The sequence below is a fragment of the Microbacterium sp. T3-8 genome, from assembly GCF_055398145.1.
On record NZ_AP027918.1, the window covers coordinates 1,339,808 to 1,363,012 of the forward strand.

Annotated in this window: 20 protein-coding genes; 8 read left to right on the top strand and 12 right to left on the bottom strand. The window is 70.8% G+C overall.

Going from position 1 to position 23,205, the window contains the following annotated elements; genetic code table 11:
- Positions 1-133 precede the first annotated feature (133 nt).
- The 3 genes from ACZ5Y9_RS06295 (at position 134) to ACZ5Y9_RS06305 (ending at position 4,002) form a co-directional block, all read left to right on the top strand.
- Positions 134-1,513, top strand: coding sequence for an MFS transporter (locus tag ACZ5Y9_RS06295; RefSeq protein ID WP_464472569.1), 1,380 nt, complete (start codon positions 134-136; stop codon positions 1,511-1,513).
- A gap of 117 nt (positions 1,514-1,630) precedes the next feature.
- The gene (locus ACZ5Y9_RS06300) at positions 1,631-3,508 is read left to right on the top strand and encodes an FAD-dependent monooxygenase (RefSeq protein WP_464472570.1); all 1,878 of its coding nucleotides are present in this window, start codon (positions 1,631-1,633) and stop codon (positions 3,506-3,508) included.
- Positions 3,509-3,621: 113 nt separating this feature from the next.
- Positions 3,622-4,002 (top strand): VOC family protein, encoded by a 381-nt coding sequence (locus tag ACZ5Y9_RS06305; RefSeq protein WP_247623096.1) that lies wholly within the window; start codon positions 3,622-3,624, stop codon positions 4,000-4,002.
- A 33-nt stretch (positions 4,003-4,035) separates the two neighbouring features.
- Here the strand turns inward: ACZ5Y9_RS06305 and ACZ5Y9_RS06310 are convergent, their stop codons facing one another.
- The 4 genes from ACZ5Y9_RS06310 to ACZ5Y9_RS06325 form a co-directional block, all read right to left on the bottom strand.
- Positions 4,036-4,431 carry a VOC family protein gene (locus tag ACZ5Y9_RS06310; protein WP_464472571.1) on the bottom strand — a complete coding sequence of 132 codons (396 nt, stop codon included), beginning with the start codon at positions 4,429-4,431 and terminating at the stop codon, positions 4,036-4,038.
- 173 nt (positions 4,432-4,604) lie between these two features.
- Positions 4,605-6,260 carry an HNH endonuclease signature motif containing protein gene (locus ACZ5Y9_RS06315; RefSeq protein ID WP_464472572.1) on the bottom strand — a complete coding sequence of 552 codons (1,656 nt, stop codon included), beginning with the start codon at positions 6,258-6,260 and terminating at the stop codon, positions 4,605-4,607.
- 302 nt (positions 6,261-6,562) lie between these two features.
- Complete coding sequence (locus ACZ5Y9_RS06320) at positions 6,563-7,429, bottom strand: PhzF family phenazine biosynthesis protein (RefSeq protein ID WP_464472573.1); 867 nt, start codon at positions 7,427-7,429, stop codon at positions 6,563-6,565.
- A 68-nt stretch (positions 7,430-7,497) separates the two neighbouring features.
- A complete protein-coding gene (locus ACZ5Y9_RS06325; RefSeq protein ID WP_464472574.1) occupies positions 7,498-9,144 on the bottom strand; it encodes a thiamine pyrophosphate-binding protein in 1,647 nt (548 codons plus the stop codon).
- Between the two features lie 145 nt (positions 9,145-9,289).
- Here ACZ5Y9_RS06325 and ACZ5Y9_RS06330 point away from each other — a divergent pair, with 145 nt between their 5' ends.
- Positions 9,290-9,808 (top strand): phosphoribosyltransferase, encoded by a 519-nt coding sequence (locus ACZ5Y9_RS06330; RefSeq protein ID WP_247623091.1) that lies wholly within the window; start codon positions 9,290-9,292, stop codon positions 9,806-9,808.
- A 30-nt stretch (positions 9,809-9,838) separates the two neighbouring features.
- On the opposite strand, the gene ACZ5Y9_RS06335 is transcribed toward ACZ5Y9_RS06330, so the two are convergent.
- From ACZ5Y9_RS06335 to ACZ5Y9_RS06370, 8 genes are all read right to left on the bottom strand, one after another.
- The gene (locus ACZ5Y9_RS06335) at positions 9,839-11,362 is read right to left on the bottom strand and encodes an ATP-dependent DNA ligase (protein WP_464472575.1); all 1,524 of its coding nucleotides are present in this window, start codon (positions 11,360-11,362) and stop codon (positions 9,839-9,841) included.
- Positions 11,363-11,473: 111 nt separating this feature from the next.
- Positions 11,474-12,244, bottom strand: a complete 771-nt coding sequence (locus ACZ5Y9_RS06340) for an enoyl-CoA hydratase/isomerase family protein (RefSeq protein WP_464472576.1) — start codon at positions 12,242-12,244, stop codon at positions 11,474-11,476.
- A gap of 14 nt (positions 12,245-12,258) precedes the next feature.
- A complete protein-coding gene (gene paaE / locus ACZ5Y9_RS06345; RefSeq protein ID WP_464472577.1) occupies positions 12,259-13,422 on the bottom strand; it encodes a 1,2-phenylacetyl-CoA epoxidase subunit PaaE in 1,164 nt (387 codons plus the stop codon).
- The gene (gene paaD / locus ACZ5Y9_RS06350; RefSeq protein WP_464472578.1) at positions 13,422-13,916 is read right to left on the bottom strand and encodes a 1,2-phenylacetyl-CoA epoxidase subunit PaaD; all 495 of its coding nucleotides are present in this window, start codon (positions 13,914-13,916) and stop codon (positions 13,422-13,424) included. Before paaD ends, paaE begins: the two co-directional genes overlap by 1 nt.
- Complete coding sequence (paaC, locus tag ACZ5Y9_RS06355; protein WP_464472579.1) at positions 13,910-14,725, bottom strand: 1,2-phenylacetyl-CoA epoxidase subunit PaaC; 816 nt, start codon at positions 14,723-14,725, stop codon at positions 13,910-13,912. The genes paaD and paaC overlap by 7 nt, the downstream gene beginning before the upstream one ends.
- Positions 14,722-15,027, bottom strand: coding sequence for a 1,2-phenylacetyl-CoA epoxidase subunit PaaB (gene paaB, locus ACZ5Y9_RS06360; protein WP_464472580.1), 306 nt, complete (start codon positions 15,025-15,027; stop codon positions 14,722-14,724). The genes paaC and paaB overlap by 4 nt, the downstream gene beginning before the upstream one ends.
- Complete coding sequence (paaA, locus tag ACZ5Y9_RS06365; RefSeq protein ID WP_464472581.1) at positions 15,027-16,046, bottom strand: 1,2-phenylacetyl-CoA epoxidase subunit PaaA; 1,020 nt, start codon at positions 16,044-16,046, stop codon at positions 15,027-15,029. Before paaA ends, paaB begins: the two co-directional genes overlap by 1 nt.
- Before the next feature lie 99 nt (positions 16,047-16,145).
- On the bottom strand, positions 16,146-16,565 hold the full coding sequence (locus ACZ5Y9_RS06370; protein ID WP_247632676.1) for a pilus assembly protein CpaE: 420 nt from the start codon (positions 16,563-16,565) through the stop codon (positions 16,146-16,148).
- A gap of 88 nt (positions 16,566-16,653) precedes the next feature.
- On the opposite strand from ACZ5Y9_RS06370, the gene ACZ5Y9_RS06375 reads away from it, so the two are divergent.
- The 4 genes from ACZ5Y9_RS06375 to ptsP all read left to right on the top strand — a co-directional run bounded on the left by ACZ5Y9_RS06375 (position 16,654) and on the right by ptsP (position 23,155).
- On the top strand, positions 16,654-18,774 hold the full coding sequence (locus ACZ5Y9_RS06375) for a RecQ family ATP-dependent DNA helicase (protein ID WP_464472582.1): 2,121 nt from the start codon (positions 16,654-16,656) through the stop codon (positions 18,772-18,774).
- A gap of 222 nt (positions 18,775-18,996) precedes the next feature.
- Positions 18,997-19,989, top strand: coding sequence for a dihydroxyacetone kinase subunit DhaK (gene dhaK / locus ACZ5Y9_RS06380; RefSeq protein WP_247623081.1), 993 nt, complete (start codon positions 18,997-18,999; stop codon positions 19,987-19,989).
- Positions 19,989-20,633, top strand: a complete 645-nt coding sequence (gene dhaL, locus ACZ5Y9_RS06385) for a dihydroxyacetone kinase subunit DhaL (protein ID WP_464472583.1) — start codon at positions 19,989-19,991, stop codon at positions 20,631-20,633. Before dhaK ends, dhaL begins: the two co-directional genes overlap by 1 nt.
- A complete protein-coding gene (gene ptsP / locus ACZ5Y9_RS06390; protein WP_464472584.1) occupies positions 20,633-23,155 on the top strand; it encodes a phosphoenolpyruvate--protein phosphotransferase in 2,523 nt (840 codons plus the stop codon). The genes dhaL and ptsP overlap by 1 nt, the downstream gene beginning before the upstream one ends.
- Positions 23,156-23,205 lie beyond the last annotated feature (50 nt).

The window sequence follows — 23,205 nt, forward strand, 5'->3', positions numbered from 1 at the left end:
CCTCGCGCTTTCTCCGACACCTTGTGCGTCGTATCCGAAATCATATATCATCGCTTCCACCCCCGGCAAGCACCTCCGACCGAGACTCGGATGCACGCCGTGACAATGCAGTCACGAACAAAGGAGACACCGCATGAGCGGTCAGTCACAGGCGGGTTTCACACCCACCGGAACCATCGCGACGGCGGCCGACCGTCGCCGCGTCGTCTTCGCCACGGTGGTCGGGACCACCGTCGAGTGGTACGACTTCTTCATCTACGCCACGGCCGTCGGGCTCGTGTTCGGGCAGTTGTTCTTCGCGCCGCTCGGCGCCGACAGCGCCCTGATCGCGTTCGCCACGGTCGGCGTGAGCTTCCTCTTCCGCCCGCTCGGAGCGTTCCTCGCCGGCCACTACGGCGACAAGCTCGGACGCAAGACGGTGCTCATGTGGACGCTCATCCTCATGGGTCTCGCGACCGCACTTATCGGTCTGCTGCCGACCTACGAGACGATCGGCATCACCGCCCCGGTGCTGCTCGTCCTGCTGCGCATCCTGCAGGGCATCTCGGCCGGCGGGGAGTGGGGAGGCGCGGTGCTCATGGCCGTCGAGCACGCCCCGCGCGCCAAGCGCGGCATCTTCGGCGCCTCGCCGCAGATCGGTGTTCCGCTCGGTCTGCTGCTGGCCTCGGGTGTCATGGCGCTCATGACGGTGATCGCGCCGGGCGACCAGTTCCTCGCGTGGGGCTGGCGCGTGCCGTTCCTGCTCAGCGTCGTGCTGATCCTCGTGGGTTACTACGTGCGTCGCCGCGTCGAGGAGAGCCCGGTGTTCGCCGAACTCGCGGAGCGCAAGGAGAAGGCGAGGATGCCGATCGTGCAGCTGTTCCGCAAGCACGCGCTGCTCGTGATCATCGCCGCGCTCGTGTTCGCGGGCAACAACGCCGTCGGCTACATGACCACCGGCGGCTACATCCAGGGATACACGACCAACCCCGAGGGTCCGATCGGGCTCGAGCGCGGTCCGGTGCTGTGGGCCGTCGCGGGATCGGCGGTCACCTGGCTGATCAGCACGCTCGTCGCGGGCTGGATCTGCGACCGCATCGGCCGCCGCACGACCTACATCATCGGCTGGGTGCTGCAGCTCGGCGGCGTGTTCGCGCTGTTCCCGCTCGTGAACACCGGGGAGATCGGACTCGTCTTCGCGGGCCTCGCGATCCTCACGATCGGCCTCGGCTTCACGTACGGCCCGCAGGCTGCGCTGTACACGGAGCTGTTCCCGGCCAGCATCCGCTTCTCGGGCGTCTCGATCTCGTACGCGATCGGTGCCATCGCCGGAGGCGCGTTCGCCCCGACCATCGCTACGGCCATCGTGTCGGCGACCGGTTCGACGCAGGCCGTCACCTGGTACCTCGCCGGCATGACCGTGATCGGACTCATCGCGACGCTGCTGCTGCGTGACCGTTCCGGCATTCCGCTCGGCCCGGATCACGAGGAGGAGCAGGCTGTGAGCCCGATCCACGGACTCGCCCGGGCCTGACCCGCGGATCCGTCCCATCGCAGTTTCGGTCGGCTCGGTGCACCCGGGCCGACGGAAACTGCGACGGGAGCGCAGAAGCCGCGCACAATGAGAGAAGTTCGGAAGGAATCGACGACGATGCAGTTCCACCACCACGGCTATGTCTCCGGCGACCCGCGCGTGCAGGATGCCGCGGGCACGGGTATCGAGCGACCCGATGACCTGCCCGACGAGGTCGACGTGCTCATCGTCGGCTCGGGGCCGGCGGGAATGCTCCTCGCGGCGCAGATGTCGCAGTATCCGGGCGTGACGACCCGCATCATCGAGAAGCGCGACGGACGGCTCGTGCTGGGTCAGGCCGACGGCATCCAGCCGCGCAGCGTCGAGACCTTCCAGGCGTTCGGGTTCGCCGAGCGCATCACGGCCGAGGCCTACAACATCGGCTGGATGAACTTCTGGGGGCCCGATCCTGATGACCCCGCCGGCATCGTGCGCACGGCGCGCACCGCCGATTACGCCTACGACATCTGCGAATTCCCGCACCTGATCGTCAACCAGGCGCGCGTGCTCGACTACTTCGCCGAGGCGGCCGCCGACGGGCCCGCCCGCATCGTGCCCGATTACGGCGTCGCATTCGAGGGGCTGACCGTGCACGACGAGGGCGGGTACCCGGTCGAGGTGCGCGTGCGGTACGTCGCAGGAGCGCGGACGGGGGAGGAACGGGTCATCCGGGCGAAGTACGTCGCCGGATGCGACGGTGCTCGCAGTCGTGTGCGCGAGGCGATCGGTCGTATCCATGTGGGAGACGTCGCGGCGCACGCCTGGGGCGTCATGGACGTGCTGGTGAACACCGACTTCCCCGATTGGCGCACCAAGTGCGCGATCAACTCGCGCGCCGGGAACATCCTCCACATCCCGCGGGAGGGTGGCTATCTCAGTCGCATGTACATCGACCTCGGCGAGGTCGCGGACGACGACGACCACCGTGTGCGGCAGACGCCGATCGAGGAGATCATCCGTCGGGCGAATGCGATCCTGCACCCGTACACGCTCGACGTGCGCGAGGTGGCGTGGCACAGCGTCTACGAGGTCGGCCATCGCGTGACCGACGGATTCGACGACGCCCCCGAGGATTCCGGGCGCTCGCCGCGGGTGTTCCTGACCGGCGACGCCTGCCACACGCACAGCGCCAAGGCCGGGCAGGGCATGAACGTCTCGATGCAGGACGGCTTCAACCTCGGGTGGAAGCTCGGTTCGGTGCTCACCGGCCGCGCGCCCGAGGCCCTGCTCGCGACGTACGGCGCCGAGCGGCGACCCGTCGCGCAGCAGCTCATCGACTTCGATCGCGAGTGGTCGAGCCTCATGGCGCGCAAGCCGGAGGAGATCTCGGACCCGCAGGAGCTCGCGACCTACTACCTCGCGACGGCCGAGTTCCCGTCGGGGTTCATGACGCAGTACTCGGCATCGATGATCACCGGGTCGGATGCGCATCAGGGACTGGCCACCGGCTTCCCGCTCGGGAAGCGTTTCCGCTCTGCGGAGGTCGTGCGGGTGGGCGACGGGAACGTGGTGCACCTCGGACACCACGCGCGCGCCGACGGGCGGTGGCGCGTCTACGCCTTCGGCGACGCGTCCGGTGAACGGTTGGCTGCGTGGGCGCAGGCTGCGGCACCGCTCTTCGAGCGATTCACCTCGGCGGATGCCGATGCGGACGCCGTGTTCGACGTGAAGGCCGTGTATCAGCAGCCCTTCGAGGACGTCGAGGTGACGACGACGCCGGCGCTGTTCCAGCCGCGGACCGGGCCGCTCGGTCTCGTCGACTGGGAGAAGGTGTACGCGGCGGGGCCCAGCAAGTGGACCGACGTCGACATCTTCGCCGAGCGGGGACTGTCGCGCGACGGCGTCGTCGTGGTTGTCCGACCCGACCAGTACGTCGCCGCGATCCTGCCGTTGGATGAAGCGGGCGTGCGGGAGCTGGCGGAGTTCCTGGCTGAAGGGATGCTGCAGGCGCGGTGAGGCTGACATTGTCTCCCGCCTGCTCCAGGGTCTGATCTGGCGAATGTCGGAGGTGCGGCCTACCGTGGATGCGGACGGGCGATGACGCCCGCCGTGACCTGAGGAGTGGCGTGATGGACTGGAAGATCGAACTCATCTTCGTGCCGGTGTCGGATGTCGACCGCGCGAAGGACTTCTACGTGAAGATCGGCTTCAACGCCGACCACGACCAGACCCCGACCGAGGGGCTGCGGTTCGTGCAGATGACTCCGCCGGGCTCGGCGTGCTCGATCGCGTTCGGCACCGGGCTGGGCCTGGATCTCGAGCCGGGTCAGCAGAACTCGATCCAGGTCGTCGTTCCGGATGCCGACGAGGCTCTCGCCCACCTGCGGGGCCTCGGGGTCGATGCCCGCGGCGTCGAGGATCTCGACTGGGGGCGGTTCGTGTCGTTCGACGACCCGGACGGCAACACCTGGACGCTGCAGGAGCTGCCCGACTACGGCGCGCAGGGCTGAGGATTTTTGGCGGCGCGGGGCTGAGGGGCGCGGTCAGGCTCCTTCCGCGACGATCTCGACCTTGAAGCCTGCGGCATTCTCCAGCCATCCGGCGTAGTGGTCGGGGCCGCCCGCGTGGGGGTAGCGCTCGTGGTACAGCGGGCGCCAGCCGTTCTCTGAGGCGAGCGAAATGATCGCGTCGACGGCCGTTGCGGTGCCTCCTTGGAAGGCGAGGTGGTTGACGCCCGGGCGACGGCGGTCATGGCCTTGATCGTCGACGCCCGGCGGGGTCGTGATCGTGAGGTACGGCCCGCTGTCGGCAGCCCAGGTCTGACCCTCCGGCCATTCCTGCTGCAGTGAGAAACCCAGCCGCGGGAGGAGCCATCCCCAGTCGCGGCGAGCGGATTCGGGGTCGGCGACCCATACTTCGACGTGGTGGAGACCGGGCATGGCATCGATTCTCGCAGGCGCAGGCGCAGGCGCAGGCGCAGGCGTAGGCGCAGGCGCAGGGGCAGGTGCGGGCACAGGGGCGGGGGCAGGGGCAGGCGCAGGGGCAAGGGCAGCTGCAGGCGCAGGGCGACGGACACGGCCCTCACCGGGAACACCCTTCTGCTCGACCGTGTTCATGCGCGGATCGGTGTTCGTGTCCGGTGTATCGCTGTCGCTCTCGAGGTCGCGGTCGAGGTCGCGGTCGCGGTGGCGGTGGTGGTGGTGGTGGTGCGTGGTGCGGGTCGGGGTGTTCGCCATTTTTGGTGGGGGTCCCACCAGGCGGGTCCGCGGACGTGGGGTGTGCCGTTGTGCATGCGGATGGTCCAGCCGGAGGTGTCGAGGGTGCGGTGGTGGTGCCAGCAGAGGGTGACGCCGTTGTCGGTGTGGGTGGGTCCGCCGCGGGAGTGTTCTGTGACGTGGTGGATTTCACACCAGGCGGCGGGGACGTGGCAGCCGGGGATGAGGCACTCGCGGTCACGGAGCGTGATCGCGCGGCGTTGGTGGACGGTGAATACCCGGTCGGTGGTGTCGATGCCGATGATGCGACCGGTGGGGTCGGAGGTGACGCGTTGGATGCTCCCGCCGCACGCTGTGTGTCGGGCCGTCGCGAGGGAGACCGGGGTGTCGATGCCGTCGACGTGCGCCCATCCCCGCCCGGACGCGTAGTCCTCCGCGGTCACGGACACGACCAGGGTCGGGGCGGCGCCGCCGAGGGAGGGCATGTCACTGTGGCGGGCGGCGATTCCGAGGGCGGCGGCGAGGGCGTCGTGCTGCTTCTGCGCCCGGGACCGCCCATCGACCATCCCGCCAGGGTCGCCCGAGGGCAGGGCATCGTCGGACGGCAGAGCGTTGCCGTTGAGCCGGGGAAGCGGTTCACCGAGCAGGGCGTCATCGACCGAGCCCATCGTCGCTCCCTCAGCGGAGGGGGCGAACCGCACCCCACCGGCCATGCCCGCATCCGGGAGCGGGGTCGCGGGGGCGGGTGGTCGGTCGACCTTCGGGTTCAGGTACGCGTCCCAGATGCGTTGCAATTGCCCCGCCGTCTCCGGCAGCAGTGACCCGCGGATCGGTATCACCCCGTCCTTCACTCGTCCGAGGACGATCCCGCGGGCGCGCATCGCGCGTTCTTCGGCAGGTTCCGCACCGTCCGGGTCGAGGTAGGTCACGATCACCCGCGACAACAGCTTCAAGTCTTCCGGGGTGGCCGGCGGGCCCGAATCGAACTCGCGCTCGGCATCGGCATCACGGTCTCCGTCCATAGCCCCGTCGCCCTCGACGGCGACGAGTCCCCGGGCGTACTCCGCCAACTCGACGTCCGCCCGCAACCGGTCCGCTGACCCGATCCGCGGCCCCGCCTGCTCCACAGGCCCGGTCGCGGCCAGTAGCCCCGCGACCCCGACGGCCCCGTCCAGCAGCGCTTCCCGCAGGGCCGGCCATCGGGCGGGCAGCATCGCCCCGGAGGAGAAGTCCAGCTCCCGACGGACGACCTTTCCGGCTTTCACCACCCGTGCCGCCCCGGCCGCGTCCGTACGCAGCACCCGCTGGACGAGTTCGTTCATCGTCCGGCATCCGAACCGACCGCAGAACGCCAACTCGCCCGCTCCCGCCGGGCGCTGATCGACCGATCCGACCGTCTCCACGATCACCGCATCCACCCGCCTCGCGACCTCACCCGCGGCGCGGAGCACCTGCATCTTCCCCGCATCCGACAGCCCCGCCAGCGCGTCTGCGCGCAGCACCGCGGCCAGGTCGGCGGCGACCCGGTCCAGAAGCTCGGCGGTGCTGTTCATGCGTCCCAGCCCACCAGTAGCCACCGACATTCCGACACAAAAACCCCAGGCCAAAGGAGATATCGACGCGATCGGTGGAGAACTCGGGGCAACACGACACCGGTGCAGAACGAGTGCACACGGGCGGGACCCTTCGACAAGCTCAGGGACCCAGGTCGTGCGGCAATGCCGCGGCCCTTGGTCTCGCTGCGCTCGCTCAGGAACCGGGAGGCTCGCTGCGCTCGCTCAGGAACCGGGGGTACGCAGCCGCGGCCCCGCGTCTCGCTGCGCTCGCTCAGGACCGAGAGTCTCGCCGCGCCCGCTCAGGAACCGTCGGCGGGAAGCGGGAAGGCGCCGCCCGCCACGACGATGCCGCCGGACTCCGGGATCGTCACGATCAACTCACTCGGCCGACCGACGTGCGCGCCCTGGCGGATGCGAATCGTCTCTCCCGCGTATCCGTGCTCCCGCAGATACGCGCCGGTCGAAGCCGCCGCGGATCCCGTCGCCGGATCCTCGGTGATGCGTCCGACCGGGAAGAGATTGCGAGCCTCGAACGCGGTCGAATCGTGTGCGTGCATCACCGTCACCGTTCCGAGCCAGCCCTGCGCGCGCATCAGATCGGCGATGTCGGCGGGACGGAAGCGGAACTGGTGGAACAGCTCCCGATCGGCGACGAAGACGATCGGATGCCAGTTGCCGGCGAATGACTCCTGCACGGGGAACCGCGGATCGACGTCGGCCACGGTGAGACCCAGCAGGTCCAGCAAGCGATCGCGTACCGCCGGGTCGAGCTCGCGCACCTGCGGCTCGACGCTCGTGAAGGACACGGTGATCGCGCCCGCGGCATCCGCCACCGACTCCAGGGCCACCGGCCCCGCCGCGGTCTCGAATACGACCGTTCCCGCCCCGTCACGTTCGGCGAGGGCGACCGCCGTCGCCACCGTCGCGTGACCGCAGAACGGCACTTCAGCTCCCGGCGAGAAGTACCGCACTCGGTGATGCGGCACCCCATCGACCTCGGAACGCCCCGTCACGAAGGCGGTCTCGGAGTATCCGACGTCGGCGGCGATCCGTAGCATCCGCTCGTCGTCGAGACCTGCGGCGTCGAGCACGATGCCCGCGGGGTTGCCGCCGTCGGGCGTCGCGGCGAACGCGCTGTAGCGCAGGATCTCGGGGTTCTCGGGCATGGATCGGAGCCTAACGGACCGCAGCGAACGGACGGGAACGAACGGACAGGAACGAACGGATGCCGCGCCTACGAGTTCACGCGGATGATCTCCTGCTGGTACGGCGCGATCACGTCACCCGAGATGCGCAGGTCGAGCAGCAGGAAGCGGCGGGTCGCCGGGTCTTCGGCAGCCCACGATTCCAGGCGATCGAGATCTGCGAGCGTGCGCACGACCACGCCCTCGGCGCCGACCGCTGCGGCGAAGGCGGCGAAGTCGACCTCGGGAATGCGCATCGGCGCCTCGGCGAGCCCCTTCAATCCGTACAGGTTGACCTCGGCACCGTAGGCGGCGTCGTTCCAGATCACCGCCACCCCGCGACCGGCGGCTGCACGCACCGCGGACTCGAGATCGGCGATCGCCATGAGTCCGCCGCCGTCGCCCGAGGTGAGCACGACGGTGGCGTCGCGCCGAGCGAGAGCGGCACCGACGACGCTCGGCCAGCCCTGTCCGATCGACTGGAAGGCCGTGCCGATCATCATCATCCGGTCGGGCGCGGCGACCGGCCAGTACATGTTCGCCCAGCCGATGAAATGCCCGCCGTCCGAGACCACCACGCGGTCCTCGGGCAGCAGCGCGGCGATGCGCCGGGCCGCGGAGCGAGGGTCGAGACGCCCGTCGGGGGCGAGATCGTCGCCGTGGTCGTACGCCCGTGCTGCGGTGACGTCGACGCTCTCACGCCACGGCGCACCGATCGAACCCGTCACCCGCCCCACCAGCGCCTCGGCCGCGAGACGTGCGTCGGCCCGGACGAAGCCACCGACGTGGGCGTGCGTGGCCGCCGGGGCGATGTCGATCTGGAACACCTTCGTGCCGGGCGCGAACAGCGCGCCGAAGCGCATCGTGAACTGGTTCAGTCCCGCGCCGAACACGACGGCGACGTCGGCCTCGCGGATCAGCTCCATCGCCCCCTCGGCCCCGAAACCGCCCGTGACGCCCAGGTCGAAACGAGTGTCGGGGAAGACTCCGCGGCCGAGGGCGGTGGATGCCGTGAGCGCGCCGGTGGACGCTGCGAGCTCGCCCAGCGCCGTGCTCGCTCCCGACAACCAGGCGCCGCGGCCGGCCAACAGGAACGGCCGCTCGGCCGTGGACAGAGCGGCGGCGATCTCGTCGAGCATCCCCTCGGCGAACTCCCCGCTCGGTGCCAGCGCTGCCGGCGCCCGCGGCTCCGGGGCCGGCGGCACGGGGCCGGCCTCCCGCGCCGCGACGTCGTAGGGGATCGCGAGCACGACGGGTACGCGGTAGGTGAGCGCGTGCTCGATCGCGATGACGGTCGTCGCCGCCGCGTCGGCGCGGCCGACGGTATAGGTGCGCGCACCGACCGCCGAGGCGAGGGCGATCTGGTCGACGTCCCACGGACGCGGTCCGGACGTCGGCTCGTCGCCGACCACGAGCACGAGCGGCACGTGCGCCTGCACCGCCTCCGCCAGCGCCGTGAGGGTGTTCGTGAATCCGGCGCCGTAGGTGGAGGTGCCCGCGGCGATCCGGCCCGAGGCGCGGAAGTGCGCGTCGGCGGCGACCACGGCACCCTGTTCGTGGCGTACGGCGGTGAAGACGGCATCCGTCTGCGTCTCGATCGCGTCGAGGAAGTAGGCGTTGCCGTTTCCCATCACCCCGAAGACGGCGTCGATGTGCTGGGCGAGGGTGAGCGCGACGTGCGCGGAGACGGAGGGCATGGCGAAGCCTTTCGAGACAGGGACGGAGAACGACGTTCCGTATGTGTCTCGCACCCGCGTCGGCGAGGAGTGCTTCGTGCCTCTTTTTCAGGCACCGGTCGCAGGGCGGCCGGACGTGGTCAGTCTATCGCCGCGATGGAGGACAATGGATCGGGTGACTGACGCATCGAACGAGCGCGAGACGCTCACCTGGGACGGCTTCGGCGCCGCCACCCGCGACCTTGCCCGTGACATCCTCGCCAGCGGCTTCGAGCCCGAGGTCGTCGTCGCGATCGCCCGCGGAGGGCTCCTGCCCGCCGGCGCCATCGCGTACGGTCTCGGCGCGAAGAACTGCGGCGCGATCAACGTCGAGTTCTACACCGGCATCGGCACCGTGCTCGACGCCCCCGAGGTGCTCCCGCCCGAGCTCGACATGGCATACCTCGACGGGCGCCGCGTGCTGCTCGTCGACGACGTCGCCGACTCGGGCCGCACCCTCGCCCTCGCGGTGCAGCTGCTGAAGGACAAGGGCGCCGACGTGCGCTCGGTCACGATCTACACGAAGCCGTCGACCATCATCCAGCCCGACTACGCCTGGAAGGACACCGATCTCTGGATCAACTTCCCGTGGTCGTTCCAGGGAACCGTGCGCGAAGAGGACCTCGGGCTCGCACCTTCGGCCTGAGCGGATGCCGTAGCCGGCGCTCTTCTCACCTCACTCCCGCAGCAGGGAGCGGAGCGTCTGGATCGTGTCGGCCTCGCCCGGCGCCTTGTCGGGGCGGTAGCCCTTGACGCGGGCGAAGCGCAGCGCGATGCCCCCGGGATAGCGCGGGGATCGCTGTACGCCGTCGATCGCGATCTCGACGACCAATTCGGGCCGCAGGAACACGGTGCCCTGCGTGCGTCGGGTCTCGAGCGTCGGGAACGTGGCGGTCTGCCAGCGCAGCAGTTCGTCGGTGAGCCCTTTGAACGTCTTGCCGACCATGACGAGAGCGCCGGGTTCGCCGAATTCTCCGGCGGGATCGAGTGCCCCGAGATGCAGGTTCGACAGCAGACCCTGACGGCGCCCCGAGCCCCATTCGGCTGCGAGCACCACGAGGTCGTAGGTGAGTACGGGCTTGACCTTGACCCAGGACTTGCCTCGGCGACCCGCGGCGTACGGCGAGTCGATGGCCTTGGCGACGATGCCCTCGTGGCCGGCGGCAAGGGCATCGTGCGAGACTCGTTCGGCGGCCTCGGCATCGGCCGTCACCGTTCCCGGGATGCGCCAGGGGCCGGCGACCCGTTCGAGCTCTGCGAGCCGCACGCCCAGCGGCTCGTCGATGAGGTCGCGCCCGTCGACGTGCAGCAGATCGAAGAACCACGGGCGCAGGGCGAGCTCGCGCGCGGCGTCGGCCCCGAACCGCGACATCGTCTCCTGGAACGGACGCGGCCCACCGTCTTCGTCGAGGGCCAGCGTCTCGCCGTCGAGGATGAGGTCGTGCGCGGGCAGGGCACGCACGATCTCGACGAGCTCGGGCACGCGGTGGGTGATGTCGGCGAGGCTGCGGGTGTACACCGACACCTCGTCGCCGTGTCGGTGCACCTGGATGCGGGCACCGTCGAGCTTGTACTCGACCGAGGCCTCACCCGTGATGCCGAGGGCATCGGTCGGGGTCGCGGCGGTGGCGGCGAGCATCGGCAGCACGGGACGACCGACGCGGAGCCCGACCTCGTCGAGCGATTCGGCGCTTCCGGTGAGTGCGATCAGCGCCGTCTCGCCGAGGTCGCCCGACAGCATGGCGGCCCGGCGTACGGCGGGCACCGGACGATCGGAGGCGCGGGCGATCGCGTCGAGCAGCACGCCGCCGAGCGCGCCGGTGCGCAGTTCGCCGAGCATGGCCCGGGTGAGGAAATCCCACTCCGGCGCGGTCGCCCGTGCGGCCAGCGCCTGGAGGGTGCTGCTGCGCACGCTCGCGGAGCCGGTTCCGGATGCCGCGGCGAGACGCTCGAACGCCTGATCGACGTCGGTGATCGCGAGCGTCGAGGCATCGGCGTGGGAGACCTCGAGGGCGCTCATTCCTCGCCATCCGACGCCGAGGCGACCCTGCCGCGGTATCGCGAGCAGGAGCCCGGTCAGCGGCGCGATCTCGTCGGCGTCGGCCTGGACCAGCAGCCGGGCAAGCGCGTCGATCTTCGCCAGGCGCGAGGACGTGGCGGCGACCTCCTCGGTCGTCGAGACCAGCTGCGAGAGCATCATCTCCGAAGTGTGACACCGGGCACCGACATCCGGCCAGAGCGTTGACAACCCGGGGTCACCGGCTCAGCGGCACCCCCGTTCACCGGCGTGTCGGCTCACGTGCGCGCCGCCTCACCGCCCGCGGAACCGCGGCTTCCGCTTCTGCTGGAACGCCGCGAATCCCTCGCGGTAATCATCGGTGTCGCCGAGCTCCGCCTGCGCCGCGTTCTCGAGCTCGACCGACTCCCACAGCGCCAGCCGCTCGTCGCGGATGCGCGCCACGAGGCGTTTGCTGGCGACGAACGCGGCCGTCGGTCCGAGGGCGGCCGTCGCCGCGGCATCCCTCGTCGCCTCGTGCACCTCGTCGTCGGGCAGCACCCGCGAGAAGAGTCCCGCGGTCACGGCCTCGACGCCGGTCATCAGGCGTCCGGTGTAGATGAGGTCGAGGGTGCGGTGCGCGCCCAGGCGATCGAGGAAGAGGGCATGCCCGCCGGAGTCGAGGGTGGCGCCGAGAGCGGCGAACGGCGAGCCGATCTTCGCCGACTCCGCGACGTACACGACATCGGTGGCGATCAGCAGGCCGAGGCCGACGCCGAGGCAGGCCCCGTGGGCAGCCGCGAACGTGGGAGCGGGAAAGCGCGACATCCGCTGCAGGAGCGGGGCGACGAGCCCGCCCAAGTACCCGATCACGTCGTCGTCGCGCGGATCCACGCCCGAGATGTCCCGTCCCGCGCAGAACGCGCGCCCCTCTCCGCTCAGCACGAGGGCGCGCACACCCGCCGTCTCGGCCTCGGCGTAGGCGGCATCGAGGCCGTGGAGCGCCTCCTCGTCGAGCGCGTTCAGTCGCTCGGGAGCGCGCAGGGTGACGTGGGCGACGTCGTCGGCGATGCGGAGATCGATCATCGGTGCGTTCTCCCTCACACGTCGTAGTCGACGACGACGCGGTCGCTGGTCGGATGGGACTGGCAGGTGAGCACGAACCCGCGCTCGATCTCGTCGGGCTCGAGCGCGTAGTTCTCGGTCATCGTGACGCTGCCCTCGACGACCCGGGCCCGACAGGTGCCGCACACCCCGCCCGCGCAGGCGAAGGGGGCGTCGGGCCGCACGCGCAGCGCCGCGTTCAGCACCGACTCGTGCGCATCCACGGGGCTCTCGACCGTCGACGAGACGCCGTCGAGCGTCACCTCGATCGTCGTCGTGCGCTCACCCGCCCGCACCTGCACCGGTCGTGCGGCACGGGCGCGCTCGTCGCCGGTCGTGAACAGCTCGAAGCGGATGTGCTCGCCGCCCACGCCGACATCGGCCAGGACCTCGCGGCAGAGGTCGACCAGGGCGAGCGGCCCGCACAGGAACCACTCGTCGATGTCGTCGGGCGGGAGGAGGGTCGCGAGGATCGTGCGCAGCTTCGGCTCGTCGATGCGGCCCGACAGCACGGGAGCGGTGCGCTGCTCGCGCGAGAGCACGTGGTGCAGGGTGAGGCGCGTGGGGTAGCGGTCCTTCAGATCGGCGAGATCCTCGAGGAACATCACGTCGAGCGTCGACCGGTTCGTAAACAGCAGGGTGAACCGCGCGGTGTCCGACCGCGACAGCACCGTGTGCGCCAGGGCCATCAGCGGGGTGATGCCGGAGCCGGCGGCGATGCCCACCACGTGCCGGTGATCGAGGTCGGGCAGGGCCGAGGTGAAGGTGCCCTGCGGACTCATCACGTCGATCTCGAACCCCGGCTTCAGACCGCTCTGCGCCCAGGTCGAGAACCGCCCGCCCTCGTCGCGCTTGACCGCCACGCTCAGCCGGGTGTCGGCGCCGTCGGCGCGATGCTCGGGAGCACGGCACAGGGAGTACGACCGCCGCACCTCGACCCCGTCGAGCACGGTGCGCAGCGCGACGTACTGGCCGGGCAGGTGGTCGTACTCGCCGGCGAGCGCGGCCGGCACCGTGAACGTCACCTCGACCGCGTCGTCGGTGAGCGGGCGCACGGCCTCGACGACGAGCGTGTGGAAGCGGGCGCGTCGACGCGCCGTCGGCACCTCGCGGGGCGGGGCCGGGGGAGCGGATGCCGTGGCCGGCGCGAACAGCGACATCAGTGCACCTTGAAATGGTCGAAGGGCTCGAGGCAGGCGCGGCACTCGAACAGCGCCTTGCACGCGGTGGAACCGAACCGCGATACCTCCCGGGTGTCGAGCGATCCGCATCGCGGGCAGCGCACGCTCAGCGTGAGAGGGATGGGTCCGTCGTGCACCGCCGCAAGACCGGTCGGAGGGGCGATGCCGTAGCGTTCGAGCTTGCGCTTGCCGGCATCCGACATCCAGTCCGTCGTCCAGGCCGGGGCGAGCACGAGCCGCACCTCGACCTCGCCGAAGCCCGCCGCGGTGAGCGCCAGGATCACGTCGTCGCGGATCGTGTCCATCGCGGGGCATCCGCTGTAGGTGGGGGTGATGTCGACGCGCACCCGCGCGCCGTCGGACTCGACCGCGCGCAGCACGCCCAGGTCCTCGATGGTCAGCACCGGGACCTCGGGGTCGGCGACGGCGGCGGCGATCCGCCAGGCATCCGTCGTCGTCATCTTCGTCACCATGTCGCCCCCGGATGCCGTCGCGCGAGCACCTGCATCTCGGCGAGGATGTGCCCCATCGGTGTTGCATGCGACCCCTGTCGTCCGCCCGCCGACGACGCCGCGACGTCGGGCATCGCGAGGTCGGCCCGGGCGAAGACCGTGTCGATCACGGCATCGAAGCCCGCGCGCAGCGATGACGGACGCGCAGCCGCATCGCCGAGCCGGTCGATCAGCGGGTCGTCGCGGAACAGTTCGTCGGCGAACGGCCAGACGTCGCGCAGGGCGCGGATCATCCGCGTGCGCGACTCCTCGGTGCCGCCCGCGAGCCGGAGCGTCCACTGCACGGCGTGGTCGCGGTGGTAGTCGACCTCTTTGAGCGCCTTCTCGGCCACGGCCGCGATGGTCCCGTCGCCGCTCGATCGCAGCGCCGCGTAGAGCTCGACCATGTACGTCGAGACGACGAGCTGGCGTGCGATGGTCTGCGCGAAGTCGCCGTTGGGCTGCTCCACGATCCAGGCGCTGCGGAACTCCGGCTCGTCGCGGAAGAACGCCAGATCGTCTTCGCTGCGTCCGTCGAAGGAGCCGGCGTAGCGCAGCAGCGAGCGGGCGTGGCCGAGCAGGTCGAGGGCGATGTTGCCGAGCGCCACGTCCTCCTCGAGCTCCGGAGCGCGCGAGATCCAGCCGCCCAACTGCTGCGACAGGATCAGCGCATCGTCGCCGAGACGCAGCGCGTACTCGGCGATGTCGGCGGATGCCGCGCGCTCGCCGGATCCCGCGAGTTCCTGCGCGAGGTGCAGCTCCTCGACGGTGACGTCACCGTGCGTGCTCATAGGTGCGGCACGCCTTCGGAGGCCGTGTAGTACACGGCATGGCGATAATTCTTGCCCGCGGCGCTCTCGAAGTACGCGCCCTTCGCATCGGGGTCGCTCGTGGTGATGGCCTCGGCGGGCACCGCCCAGATCGAGACCCCTTCACCGCGCCGGGTGTAGAGGTCGCGGGCGTTGCGGATCGCCATCTCGGCATCCGGTGCATGCAGGGACCCCACGTGCACGTGGCTCAGCCCGCGGTTCGCACGCACGAAGATCTCCCAGAGGGGCCAAGGCTCGCGGGGGTCGGTGCCGGGGCTCGCCATCAGGCCACCTCCTTGTCGAGGGCCGAGGCGGATGCCTGCCGGCGGGCGTACTCCGCCGCGGCCTCCCGCACCCATGTCCCGTCCTCGTGAGCGGTGCGCCGGCGCTCCAGCCGTTCGGTGTTGCACGGTCCGTTGCCGCGGAGCACCTCGAAGAACTCGTCCCAGTCGATCTCACCCATCTCGTACCGCCCGGATGCCTCGTCGAAGCGCAGCTCGGGGTCGGGGAGGGTGACGCCGAGGATCTCTGCCTGTGGAACGAGCATCCCCACGAACCGCTGGCGCAGCTCGTCGTTCGAGAACCGTTTGATCTTCCAGGCCATCGACTGCGCGGAGTTGGGGGACTGGTCGTCCGGCGGGCCGAACATCGCCAGGCTCGGCCAGTACCAGCGGTCGACGGCATCCTGCGCCATGCGTCGCTGCTCCTCGGTGCCCTGCATGAGGGTGAGCAGGATCTCGAAGCCCTGGCGCTGGTGGAACGACTCCTCTTTGCAGACCCGCACCATCGCGCGGCCGTAGGGTCCGTACGAGGCGCGGCAGAGCGGAACCTGGTTGCAGATCGCGGCGCCGTCGACGAGCCATCCGATCGCGCCCATGTCGGCCCAGGTCGGGGTGGGGTAGTTGAAGATCGAGGAGTACTTCGCCCGCCCGTCGATGAGCTGCTGCATCATCTCGTCGCGGGTGATGCCGAGGGTCTGCGCCGCGGAGTAGAGGTAGAGGCCGTGGCCCGCCTCGTCCTGCACCTTCGCCATCAGGATCGCCTTGCGCTTGAGGCTGGGCGCGCGCGTGATCCAGTTGCCCTCCGGCTGCATGCCGATGATCTCGGAGTGCGCGTGCTGCGAGATCTGACGGATGAGCGTCTTGCGGTAGGCCTCGGGCATCCAGTCGCGCGGCTCGATGCGCTGCTCGTTCGCGATGAGCTCGTCGAAGAGGCGTTCCTCATCGGAGATGCGTTGCTCGTCGGAGATGCGTTGCTCGTCGGAGACGTCCGCGGTGATCGACGGGTCTGCGGGGGCGTTCATCGTGGCTCCTCCCGGTCAGCATCTTTACTGACCGATCGTTAGGTAATTCTGTCACGACGGGACGGGATCCTCAAGGCCGGCGCGCGCCGGATCCTCGACTCACTGCGAGCGCGAGACCAGCTCCAGCAGCGCTCGGCCGTACGCCTCGGCGGGATCGGGGTGCTCGAACGAGAGGTCTTCCCCCGAGATCCGCACCCGTACACGGAAGGTGTCATCGAGCCGCTCCAGCGAGCGGAAGGTTCCGCGCAGCAGCTCGCGCAACTGATCCTCGCGGGGGAGCCACACGGCATCCGCGAGGGTCACCGCGTCGAGCGCCCACTCGGTCGTGCCGTTGAAGGCGAGGTCGGTGCCGCTCGGCGTCTGCCGCGCCTCGATCGTCATGCCGCTGACGGTGAACACGTCGGCCTCGGATTCGAGCTCCACCTCGTTCGGGAGGTCGAGCTGGAAGCGGTCGCCCTCGATCGGATGCCACACCAGGCCGGCGGCTCGGAGGGCGACGGCGAGGTCTCGGGTGATCACGTCTCCACGCTAGACGACCGGTTGCACGGCGGGGCCGGTGCGCCGGTGCGCCGATCGCGGTGTCGGAGGGATGGGGCAGAGTGAGGGGATGACCTCCGCACCCTCCCTCGGCACCCGCGCGGCCGCTCTCGCCGCCCTCCGCGAGCTGGTCGGCCGCCCCGATGCCGACTTCCACGACGGGCAGTACGAGGCCATCGAAGCGCTCGTCGACGGTCGTCGCCGGGCGCTCGTCGTGCAGCGCACGGGGTGGGGGAAGTCGGCCGTCTACTTCGTCGCCACCCGCCTGTTGCGGGGCCAGGGGGCGGGGCCGACCGTCCTGGTCTCGCCGCTGCTGGCCCTGATGCGCGACCAGATCGCGGCAGCCTCCCGAGCCGGGGTGAGGGCGGTCGCCATCGATTCGACGAACGCCCACGAGTGGACCGACGTCCTCGCGCAGCTCGACCGTGACGAGGTCGACGTTCTGCTCGTGTCGCCCGAGCGCCTCAACAATCCGGCCTTCCGGGAAGAGCGTCTGCCGGCGCTCGTGAGCCGCATGGGGATGCTGGTGGTCGACGAGGCGCACTGCATCAGCGACTGGGGGCACGATTTCCGCCCCGACTACCGACGGCTGCGCGATCTCATCGCCGAGATGCCGGCCGACGTCCCGGTTCTCGCCACGACGGCCACGGCGAACAGCCGCGTCATGGTCGACGTGGCCGAGCAACTCGGCGCGAGCACGGCGGGAGGCGATCCCGGGGCCGGGGTGCTCACGATCCGCGGACCGCTCGCGCGCACGTCGCTGCGCCTCGGGGTGCTCCAGCTGCGCGACTCCGCGAGCCGACTGGCCTGGCTGCTGAGCCACCTCGACGATCTCCCCGGATCGGGCATCATCTACACGCTGACGGTCGCGGCGGCGGTCGATACGGCGCGACTGCTGCGCGATCACGGGCACGACGTGCGGGCGTACACGGGGCAGACCGACACCGAGGAACGCGCCGAATCCGAGGGGATGCTCCAGCGCAACGAGGTGAAGGCGCTCGTGGCGACGAGTGCGCTGGGCATGGGGTTCGACAAGCCCGATCTCGGTTTCGTGCTGCACCTCGGCGCGCCCTCGTCGCCCGTGGCGTACTACCAACAGGTGGGTCGTGCGGGCCGCGCCAGCGAGAGCGCCGACGTGCTGCTGCTGCCCGGTGTCGAGGATCGCGACATCTGGCACTACTTCGCGACCGCGTCGATGCCCGACCGTGAACGTGCGGAGCGGGTGATCGGCGCACTCGGCGACGCGCCGATCTCGACACCGGCCCTCGAGGCGATGGTCGACATCCGTCGGACCCCGCTCGAACTGCTGCTGAAGGTGCTCGACGTCGACGGCGCGGTGCGACGCGTGCAGGGCGGGTGGGTCGCGACGGGGGCGCCGTGGAGCTACGACGCCGAGCGATACGAACGCATCGCGGGGGAGCGCGTCGCCGAGCAGCAGCACATGATCGCGTACGAGCAGACCGACGGATGCCGGATGGAGTTCCTGCAGCGCGCCCTCGACGACGACACCGCGAAGCCCTGCGGGCGGTGCGACAACTGCGCGGGTGAATGGTTCCCGCGCGAGATCGGCGCGGCGGCCACCACCCAGGCCTCCCAGTCGCTCGACCGGGTAGGGGTACCGATCGAGCCCCGCCGCGCCTGGCCCACGGGCGCCGATCGGCACGACGTCCCCGTCAAGGGGCGCATCGCAGCCGACGAACAGGCGGGCGAGGGGCGGGCGCTGGCGCGATTGACCGACCTGGGGTGGGGTGGCACGTTGCGCACGCTCTTCGCCGCGGGGGCTGCGGATGAGGCGGTGACGCGACAGGTGCTCGACGGATGCGTGCGCGTGCTGGCCGGGTGGGGATGGTCGCAGCGACCCGTCGCGGTGGTCGCACTCCCGTCGCGCTCGCGCCCCCAGCTCGTCGACAGCCTCGCCCGCGGACTGGCCGAGATCGGCCGGCTGCCGCACCTGGGCGAGCTCGGTCTCGTCGGCGGCGGTCCGAGCGGTCAGCCCGGTGGTAACAGCGTCTTCCGCCTCGGCGGTCTCTGGGATCGGTTCAGCGCCGATCACCTCGAGATCCCCGACGGTCCTGTGCTGCTCGTCGACGATCTCGCCGACAGCAGATGGACTCTCACGGTCGCCGCGCGCACGCTTCGGCGCGCCGGCGCGAGCGAGGTGCTGCCGTTCGTGCTCGCCCTGCGCGGGTGATACTGCGCGGGTGACACTGCGCGGGTGACCCGGTGGCGTCGAAGAACGCCGAAGAAGAGAGATCGTGGCCCCGGATCCCACGTTCGACCTTGACAAGACCAGCCGTCCCGAGCATGTTCGACAGTGACGGCGGTGTCGCCTGTTCCAGGTCGCCTGCTTTCGCGACGTCGGCCACGCGGCCGGCATCGACACCCGACGGAAGAGATCGAAGGAGATCGGACGATGAAGAAGCTCATCAACGCCCCGGAGGACGTGCTCGTCGAATCGCTCAAGGGAGTCGCACTCGCGCATCCCGAGCTGTCGGTCGACCTCGAGACGCACGTCATCACGCGGGCCGAGCCTAAGGCGCAGGGAAAGGTCGCGATCGTCTCCGGCGGCGGATCGGGGCACGAGCCCCTGCACGGCGGCTACGTCGGCGTCGGGATGCTCGACGCCGCGGTCGCGGGTGAGGTCTTCACCTCTCCGACACCCGACCGCGTGCAGGCAGCGACGAAGGCCGTCGACCGGGGGGCCGGCGTGCTGCACATCGTGAAGAACTACACCGGCGACGTGCTCAACTTCGAGATGGCCGCAGAACTCGCCTCGATGGAGGGCATCGAAGTCGGCACGGTCGTCGTCGACGACGACGTCGCGGTGCAGGACTCGCTCTACACGGCCGGACGACGCGGCGTCGGCCTCACCGTGCTGCTTGAGAAGATCGTCGGCGCGGCCGCGGAGGAGGGACAGGACCTCGCCGCCGTCGTCGCCCTCGCGCAACGCGTCAACGGCCAGGGGCGGTCCATGGGCATGGCGCTCACCAGCTGCACGGTGCCGGCCGCCGGCAAGCCGACCTTCGACCTTCCGGACGACCAGATGGAGATCGGCATCGGCATCCATGGCGAGCCCGGGCGCCACCGGGAGCCCCTGGCGCCGGCATCCGACATCGCCCGCCAGCTCGTCGAGCCGATCCTCGCCGACCTCGACTTCGCGGGACCCGCGATCGTGATGGTCAACGGCATGGGCGCGACCCCGCAGATCGAGCTCTACCTGATGTACGCCGAGGTCGCAGCGCTCCTGGAGGCAGCGGGCGTGCAGATCGTGCGCAACCTCGTCGGCAACTACATCACCTCGCTCGACATGGCCGGCTGCTCGGTCACGGTGCTGAAGGCCGACGACGAGGTGCTGCGGTTGTGGGACAGCCCGGTCGTGACCCCCGGTCTGCGGTGGGGCGCCTGATGGTCGCGGATACCGTTTCGATCGCCACCCTGCAAGACTGGATCACCCGCTTCGGTGCGGCCGTCGCCGAGAAGCGCGAATGGCTCACCGAACTCGACTCCGCGATCGGCGACGCCGACCACGGCGCGAACATGGCGCGGGGGATGAGCGCCGTCACCGAGAAGCTCGCAGCGAGCGCGCCGGCCGCGGCGGACGACCTCCTGAAGACCGTCGGGATGACGCTCGTCAGCTCAGTCGGCGGCGCCAGCGGGCCGCTCTACGGCACGTTCTTCCTGCGGATGGGGATGACGACCGGCGCGGTCCAGGATCTCGACGCGACCGGCCTGGCCGCCGCGCTGCGCGCCGGGCTCGAGGGCATCGTCGCGCGCGGCAAGCCCGAGGTCGGGGACAAGACGATGTTCGACGCGATGTCGCCGGCGGTCGATGCGCTCGACGCGGCCATCGAGGGAGGTCCCGACCTCGCCGAGGCGACGCAGGCCGCTGCGGTCGCCGCCGCCACGGGGCGCGACGCGACGCTGCCGCTGGTGGCCCGCAAGGGGAGGGCCAGCTATCTCGGCGAACGCAGTGCCGGACATCTCGATCCCGGTGCCGCATCGACCACGCTGCTCTTCGAGACGCTCGCCGCGGCGATCGCGGCGAGCTGATGATCGGCATCGTCGCCGTCTCCCACAGCGCACGACTCGGGGAGGCGGCGCTCGAGCTCGCCCTGCAGATGGTGCAGGGGCCCGGCGCGCGAGTGCGCGTCGCGGCCGGTGCGGGCACGGATGCCGACGGCACGCCGATCCTCGGCACCGATGCCGTGGCCGTCGCCGGAGCGATCGACGAGCTCGCCGCCGACTGCGACGGTGTGCTCGTGCTCATGGACCTCGGGTCGGCTGTGCTCAGCGCTGAGCTCGCGCTCGAACTGCGCCTGAGCGACGTGCCGGTCAGGCTCGCCCCCGCACCGTTCGTCGAGGGTCTGCTCGCCGCCGTGGTGTCTGCGGCGGCCGGGGGAGATCTCGACACGGTCGCCGCTGAGGCGTCCGCGGCCCTCGGAGCGAAGACGGGTCAGCTCGGTGCGGAGGAACCGGCTCCGGAATCGGTGGCTCCGTCCCGACCCGCCGGCGACGCGCAGACCCGTCGCGTGCTCGTGCGCAACCCGCAGGGCCTCCACGCGCGTCCCGCGGCGCTGATCGCCGAGGCATCCGGTGGCGTCGACGTGCGCCTGCGACGGCTGCCCGACGGTCCGGAGGCGGCCGCGGCGAGCCTCTCGCGCCTGCTGATCCTCGGCGCGCGCCAGGGCGACGAGATCGAGATCTCGGCGCAGGGTGCGGATGCCGCCGGTGCTCTCGATCGGATCGCGGCGCTCTTCGACGACGGGTTCGGGGAGGGTACGGACAGTCTCCCCGGCAACGGCAACGGCAACGGCAACGGCAGCGGCCCCGGCACCGGCACCGGCGTCGGGACGGGCTCGGCGCCGGAACCGGTCGCGCCGCCTCGGGATGCTGCGGGTGCGGTGACCGCGGGCGATGTGCTGCGCGGACGAGGCGTGAGCCCCGGGGGCGCCGCGGCATCCGTCGTTCATCTCGCACCCGCGCTGCCCGAGCCCGATGGCGGAGTCGTCGTCGCCGAGAGCGAGCGCGCCGCCGAGGTCTCGGCGGTCGAGCGGGCGACCGTCGCGGTCGCCGAGCACCTGCGTGCGCGCTCCGCGGAGTCGACGGGGGAGGCGCGGGAGATCCTCGATGCCGCACGCCTCATCGCGTCCGATCCCGAGCTGCTCGCCGATGCCCGCGCGCTCGTGCTCTCGCAGGGCCGCACGGCCGCGCGCGCGGCATGGGAAGCGGCCCGATCGCACGAGACGGCGCTCGAGGCGCTCGGGGGGCGGATGGCCGAACGCGTCGCCGATATCCGAGACGTGCGCGACCGCGTGATCGCGGAGATCCTCGGACTCGACCTGCCGGGGGTCCCCGAGCGCGAGGAGCCGTTCGTGCTCGTCGCCGTGGACCTCTCGCCCGCCGACACGGCCGCCCTCGGCGGTGGTCGCTGCGCAGCGCTCGTCACCGAGCAGGGCGGTCCCACCTCTCACACGGCGATCATCGCCCGCTCGCTCGGGCTCCCGGCGGTCGTCGGCGTCACCGGAGCCACGGGCATCCGCGAGGGGGAGATCGTGCTCGTCGACGGTGATCGCGGCACCGTCGAGGTCGGCCCGGATGAGGAACGAGTGGCGTCCGCGCGTGCCGCCGCGGTCGTCGTCGAGTTCGACGGGCAGGGCCGCTCGGCGGACGGCCATCCGCTCGCCCTGCTCGCCAACGTCGGAGGTGCGGCGGACGCCCTCGCCGCTGCGGAGGCGCGCGCCGAGGGTGTGGGACTGTTCCGCACGGAATTCTGCTTCCTCGGGCGCACGGATGCTCCCTCCGTCGATGAGCAGGTCATCGCGTATCGCGGGGTGCTCGCCGCGTTCCCCGGTCGCAAGGTGGTCGTGCGCACGCTCGACGCGGGAAGCGACAAACCCCTGCCCTTCGCGAACGTCGACGACGAGGAGAACCCGGCGCTCGGCATACGGGGTCTGCGGATCGCCCGTCGCAGCCCGCGTCTTCTCGACGATCAGCTGCGAGCGCTCGCCCTCGCCGCCGCGGCGGAATCGGCCCTCGTCGAGGTCATGGCGCCGATGGTGGCGACCGTCGAGGAGGCGGCGGAGTTCGCGGAGCGGGCCAGGGGCGCGGGGATCGACCGTGTCGGCATCATGATCGAGACCCCGTCGGCCGCCCTGCTCGCCACCGAGATCTTCGAGGTCGTCGACTTCGTCAGCCTCGGCACCAACGATCTCGCCCAGTACACGCTCGCGGCCGACCGGCTCCTCAGCGAACTGGGCGACCTCAACGATCCGTGGCAGCCTGCCGTGCTGCGACTCATCGGCGCCGTCGGTGCCGCGGGGCGCGCGGCGGGAAAGCCGGTCGGGGTATGCGGCGAGGCCGGGGCGGACCCCGCGCTCGCTCCGGTGCTCGCGGGGCTCGGAGTGACTTCGCTCTCGATGGCACCGCGCGCGCTCGGGCGGGTCGGCGCGGCGCTCGCGGCCGTCGATCAGGACGCGTGCCGACGTGCAGCCGATGCGGCCCTCGCAGCGCCGACCGCTTCGGCGGCGCGAGAGGCGGTGGGCGCCGTTCTGGCGGACGTGAGCGGGCTCTGACACCTTCCGTCGCGACATATATGCACCCACGGGCATGCGATTCGTATCAT

Bases quoted from the DNA above. Each gene is read 5' to 3' on its own strand.
- ACZ5Y9_RS06295 (WP_464472569.1), top strand. From the start codon at position 134: ATGAGCGGTCAGTCACAGGCGGGTTTCACACCCACCGGAACCATCGCG.
- ACZ5Y9_RS06300 (WP_464472570.1), top strand. From the start codon at position 1,631: ATGCAGTTCCACCACCACGGCTATGTCTCCGGCGACCCGCGCGTGCAG.
- ACZ5Y9_RS06305 (WP_247623096.1), top strand. From the start codon at position 3,622: ATGGACTGGAAGATCGAACTCATCTTCGTGCCGGTGTCGGATGTCGAC.
- ACZ5Y9_RS06310 (WP_464472571.1), bottom strand. From the start codon at position 4,431: ATGCCCGGTCTCCACCACGTCGAAGTATGGGTCGCCGACCCCGAATCC.
- ACZ5Y9_RS06315 (WP_464472572.1), bottom strand. From the start codon at position 6,260: ATGAACAGCACCGCCGAGCTTCTGGACCGGGTCGCCGCCGACCTGGCC.
- ACZ5Y9_RS06320 (WP_464472573.1), bottom strand. From the start codon at position 7,429: ATGCCCGAGAACCCCGAGATCCTGCGCTACAGCGCGTTCGCCGCGACG.
- ACZ5Y9_RS06325 (WP_464472574.1), bottom strand. From the start codon at position 9,144: ATGCCCTCCGTCTCCGCGCACGTCGCGCTCACCCTCGCCCAGCACATC.
- ACZ5Y9_RS06330 (WP_247623091.1), top strand. From the start codon at position 9,290: ATGGATCGGGTGACTGACGCATCGAACGAGCGCGAGACGCTCACCTGG.
- ACZ5Y9_RS06335 (WP_464472575.1), bottom strand. From the start codon at position 11,362: ATGATGCTCTCGCAGCTGGTCTCGACGACCGAGGAGGTCGCCGCCACG.
- ACZ5Y9_RS06340 (WP_464472576.1), bottom strand. From the start codon at position 12,244: ATGATCGATCTCCGCATCGCCGACGACGTCGCCCACGTCACCCTGCGC.
- paaE (WP_464472577.1), bottom strand. From the start codon at position 13,422: ATGTCGCTGTTCGCGCCGGCCACGGCATCCGCTCCCCCGGCCCCGCCC.
- paaD (WP_464472578.1), bottom strand. From the start codon at position 13,916: ATGGTGACGAAGATGACGACGACGGATGCCTGGCGGATCGCCGCCGCC.
- paaC (WP_464472579.1), bottom strand. From the start codon at position 14,725: ATGAGCACGCACGGTGACGTCACCGTCGAGGAGCTGCACCTCGCGCAG.
- paaB (WP_464472580.1), bottom strand. From the start codon at position 15,027: ATGGCGAGCCCCGGCACCGACCCCCGCGAGCCTTGGCCCCTCTGGGAG.
- paaA (WP_464472581.1), bottom strand. From the start codon at position 16,046: ATGAACGCCCCCGCAGACCCGTCGATCACCGCGGACGTCTCCGACGAG.
- ACZ5Y9_RS06375 (WP_464472582.1), top strand. From the start codon at position 16,654: ATGACCTCCGCACCCTCCCTCGGCACCCGCGCGGCCGCTCTCGCCGCC.
- dhaK (WP_247623081.1), top strand. From the start codon at position 18,997: ATGAAGAAGCTCATCAACGCCCCGGAGGACGTGCTCGTCGAATCGCTC.
- dhaL (WP_464472583.1), top strand. From the start codon at position 19,989: ATGGTCGCGGATACCGTTTCGATCGCCACCCTGCAAGACTGGATCACC.
- ptsP (WP_464472584.1), top strand. From the start codon at position 20,633: ATGATCGGCATCGTCGCCGTCTCCCACAGCGCACGACTCGGGGAGGCG.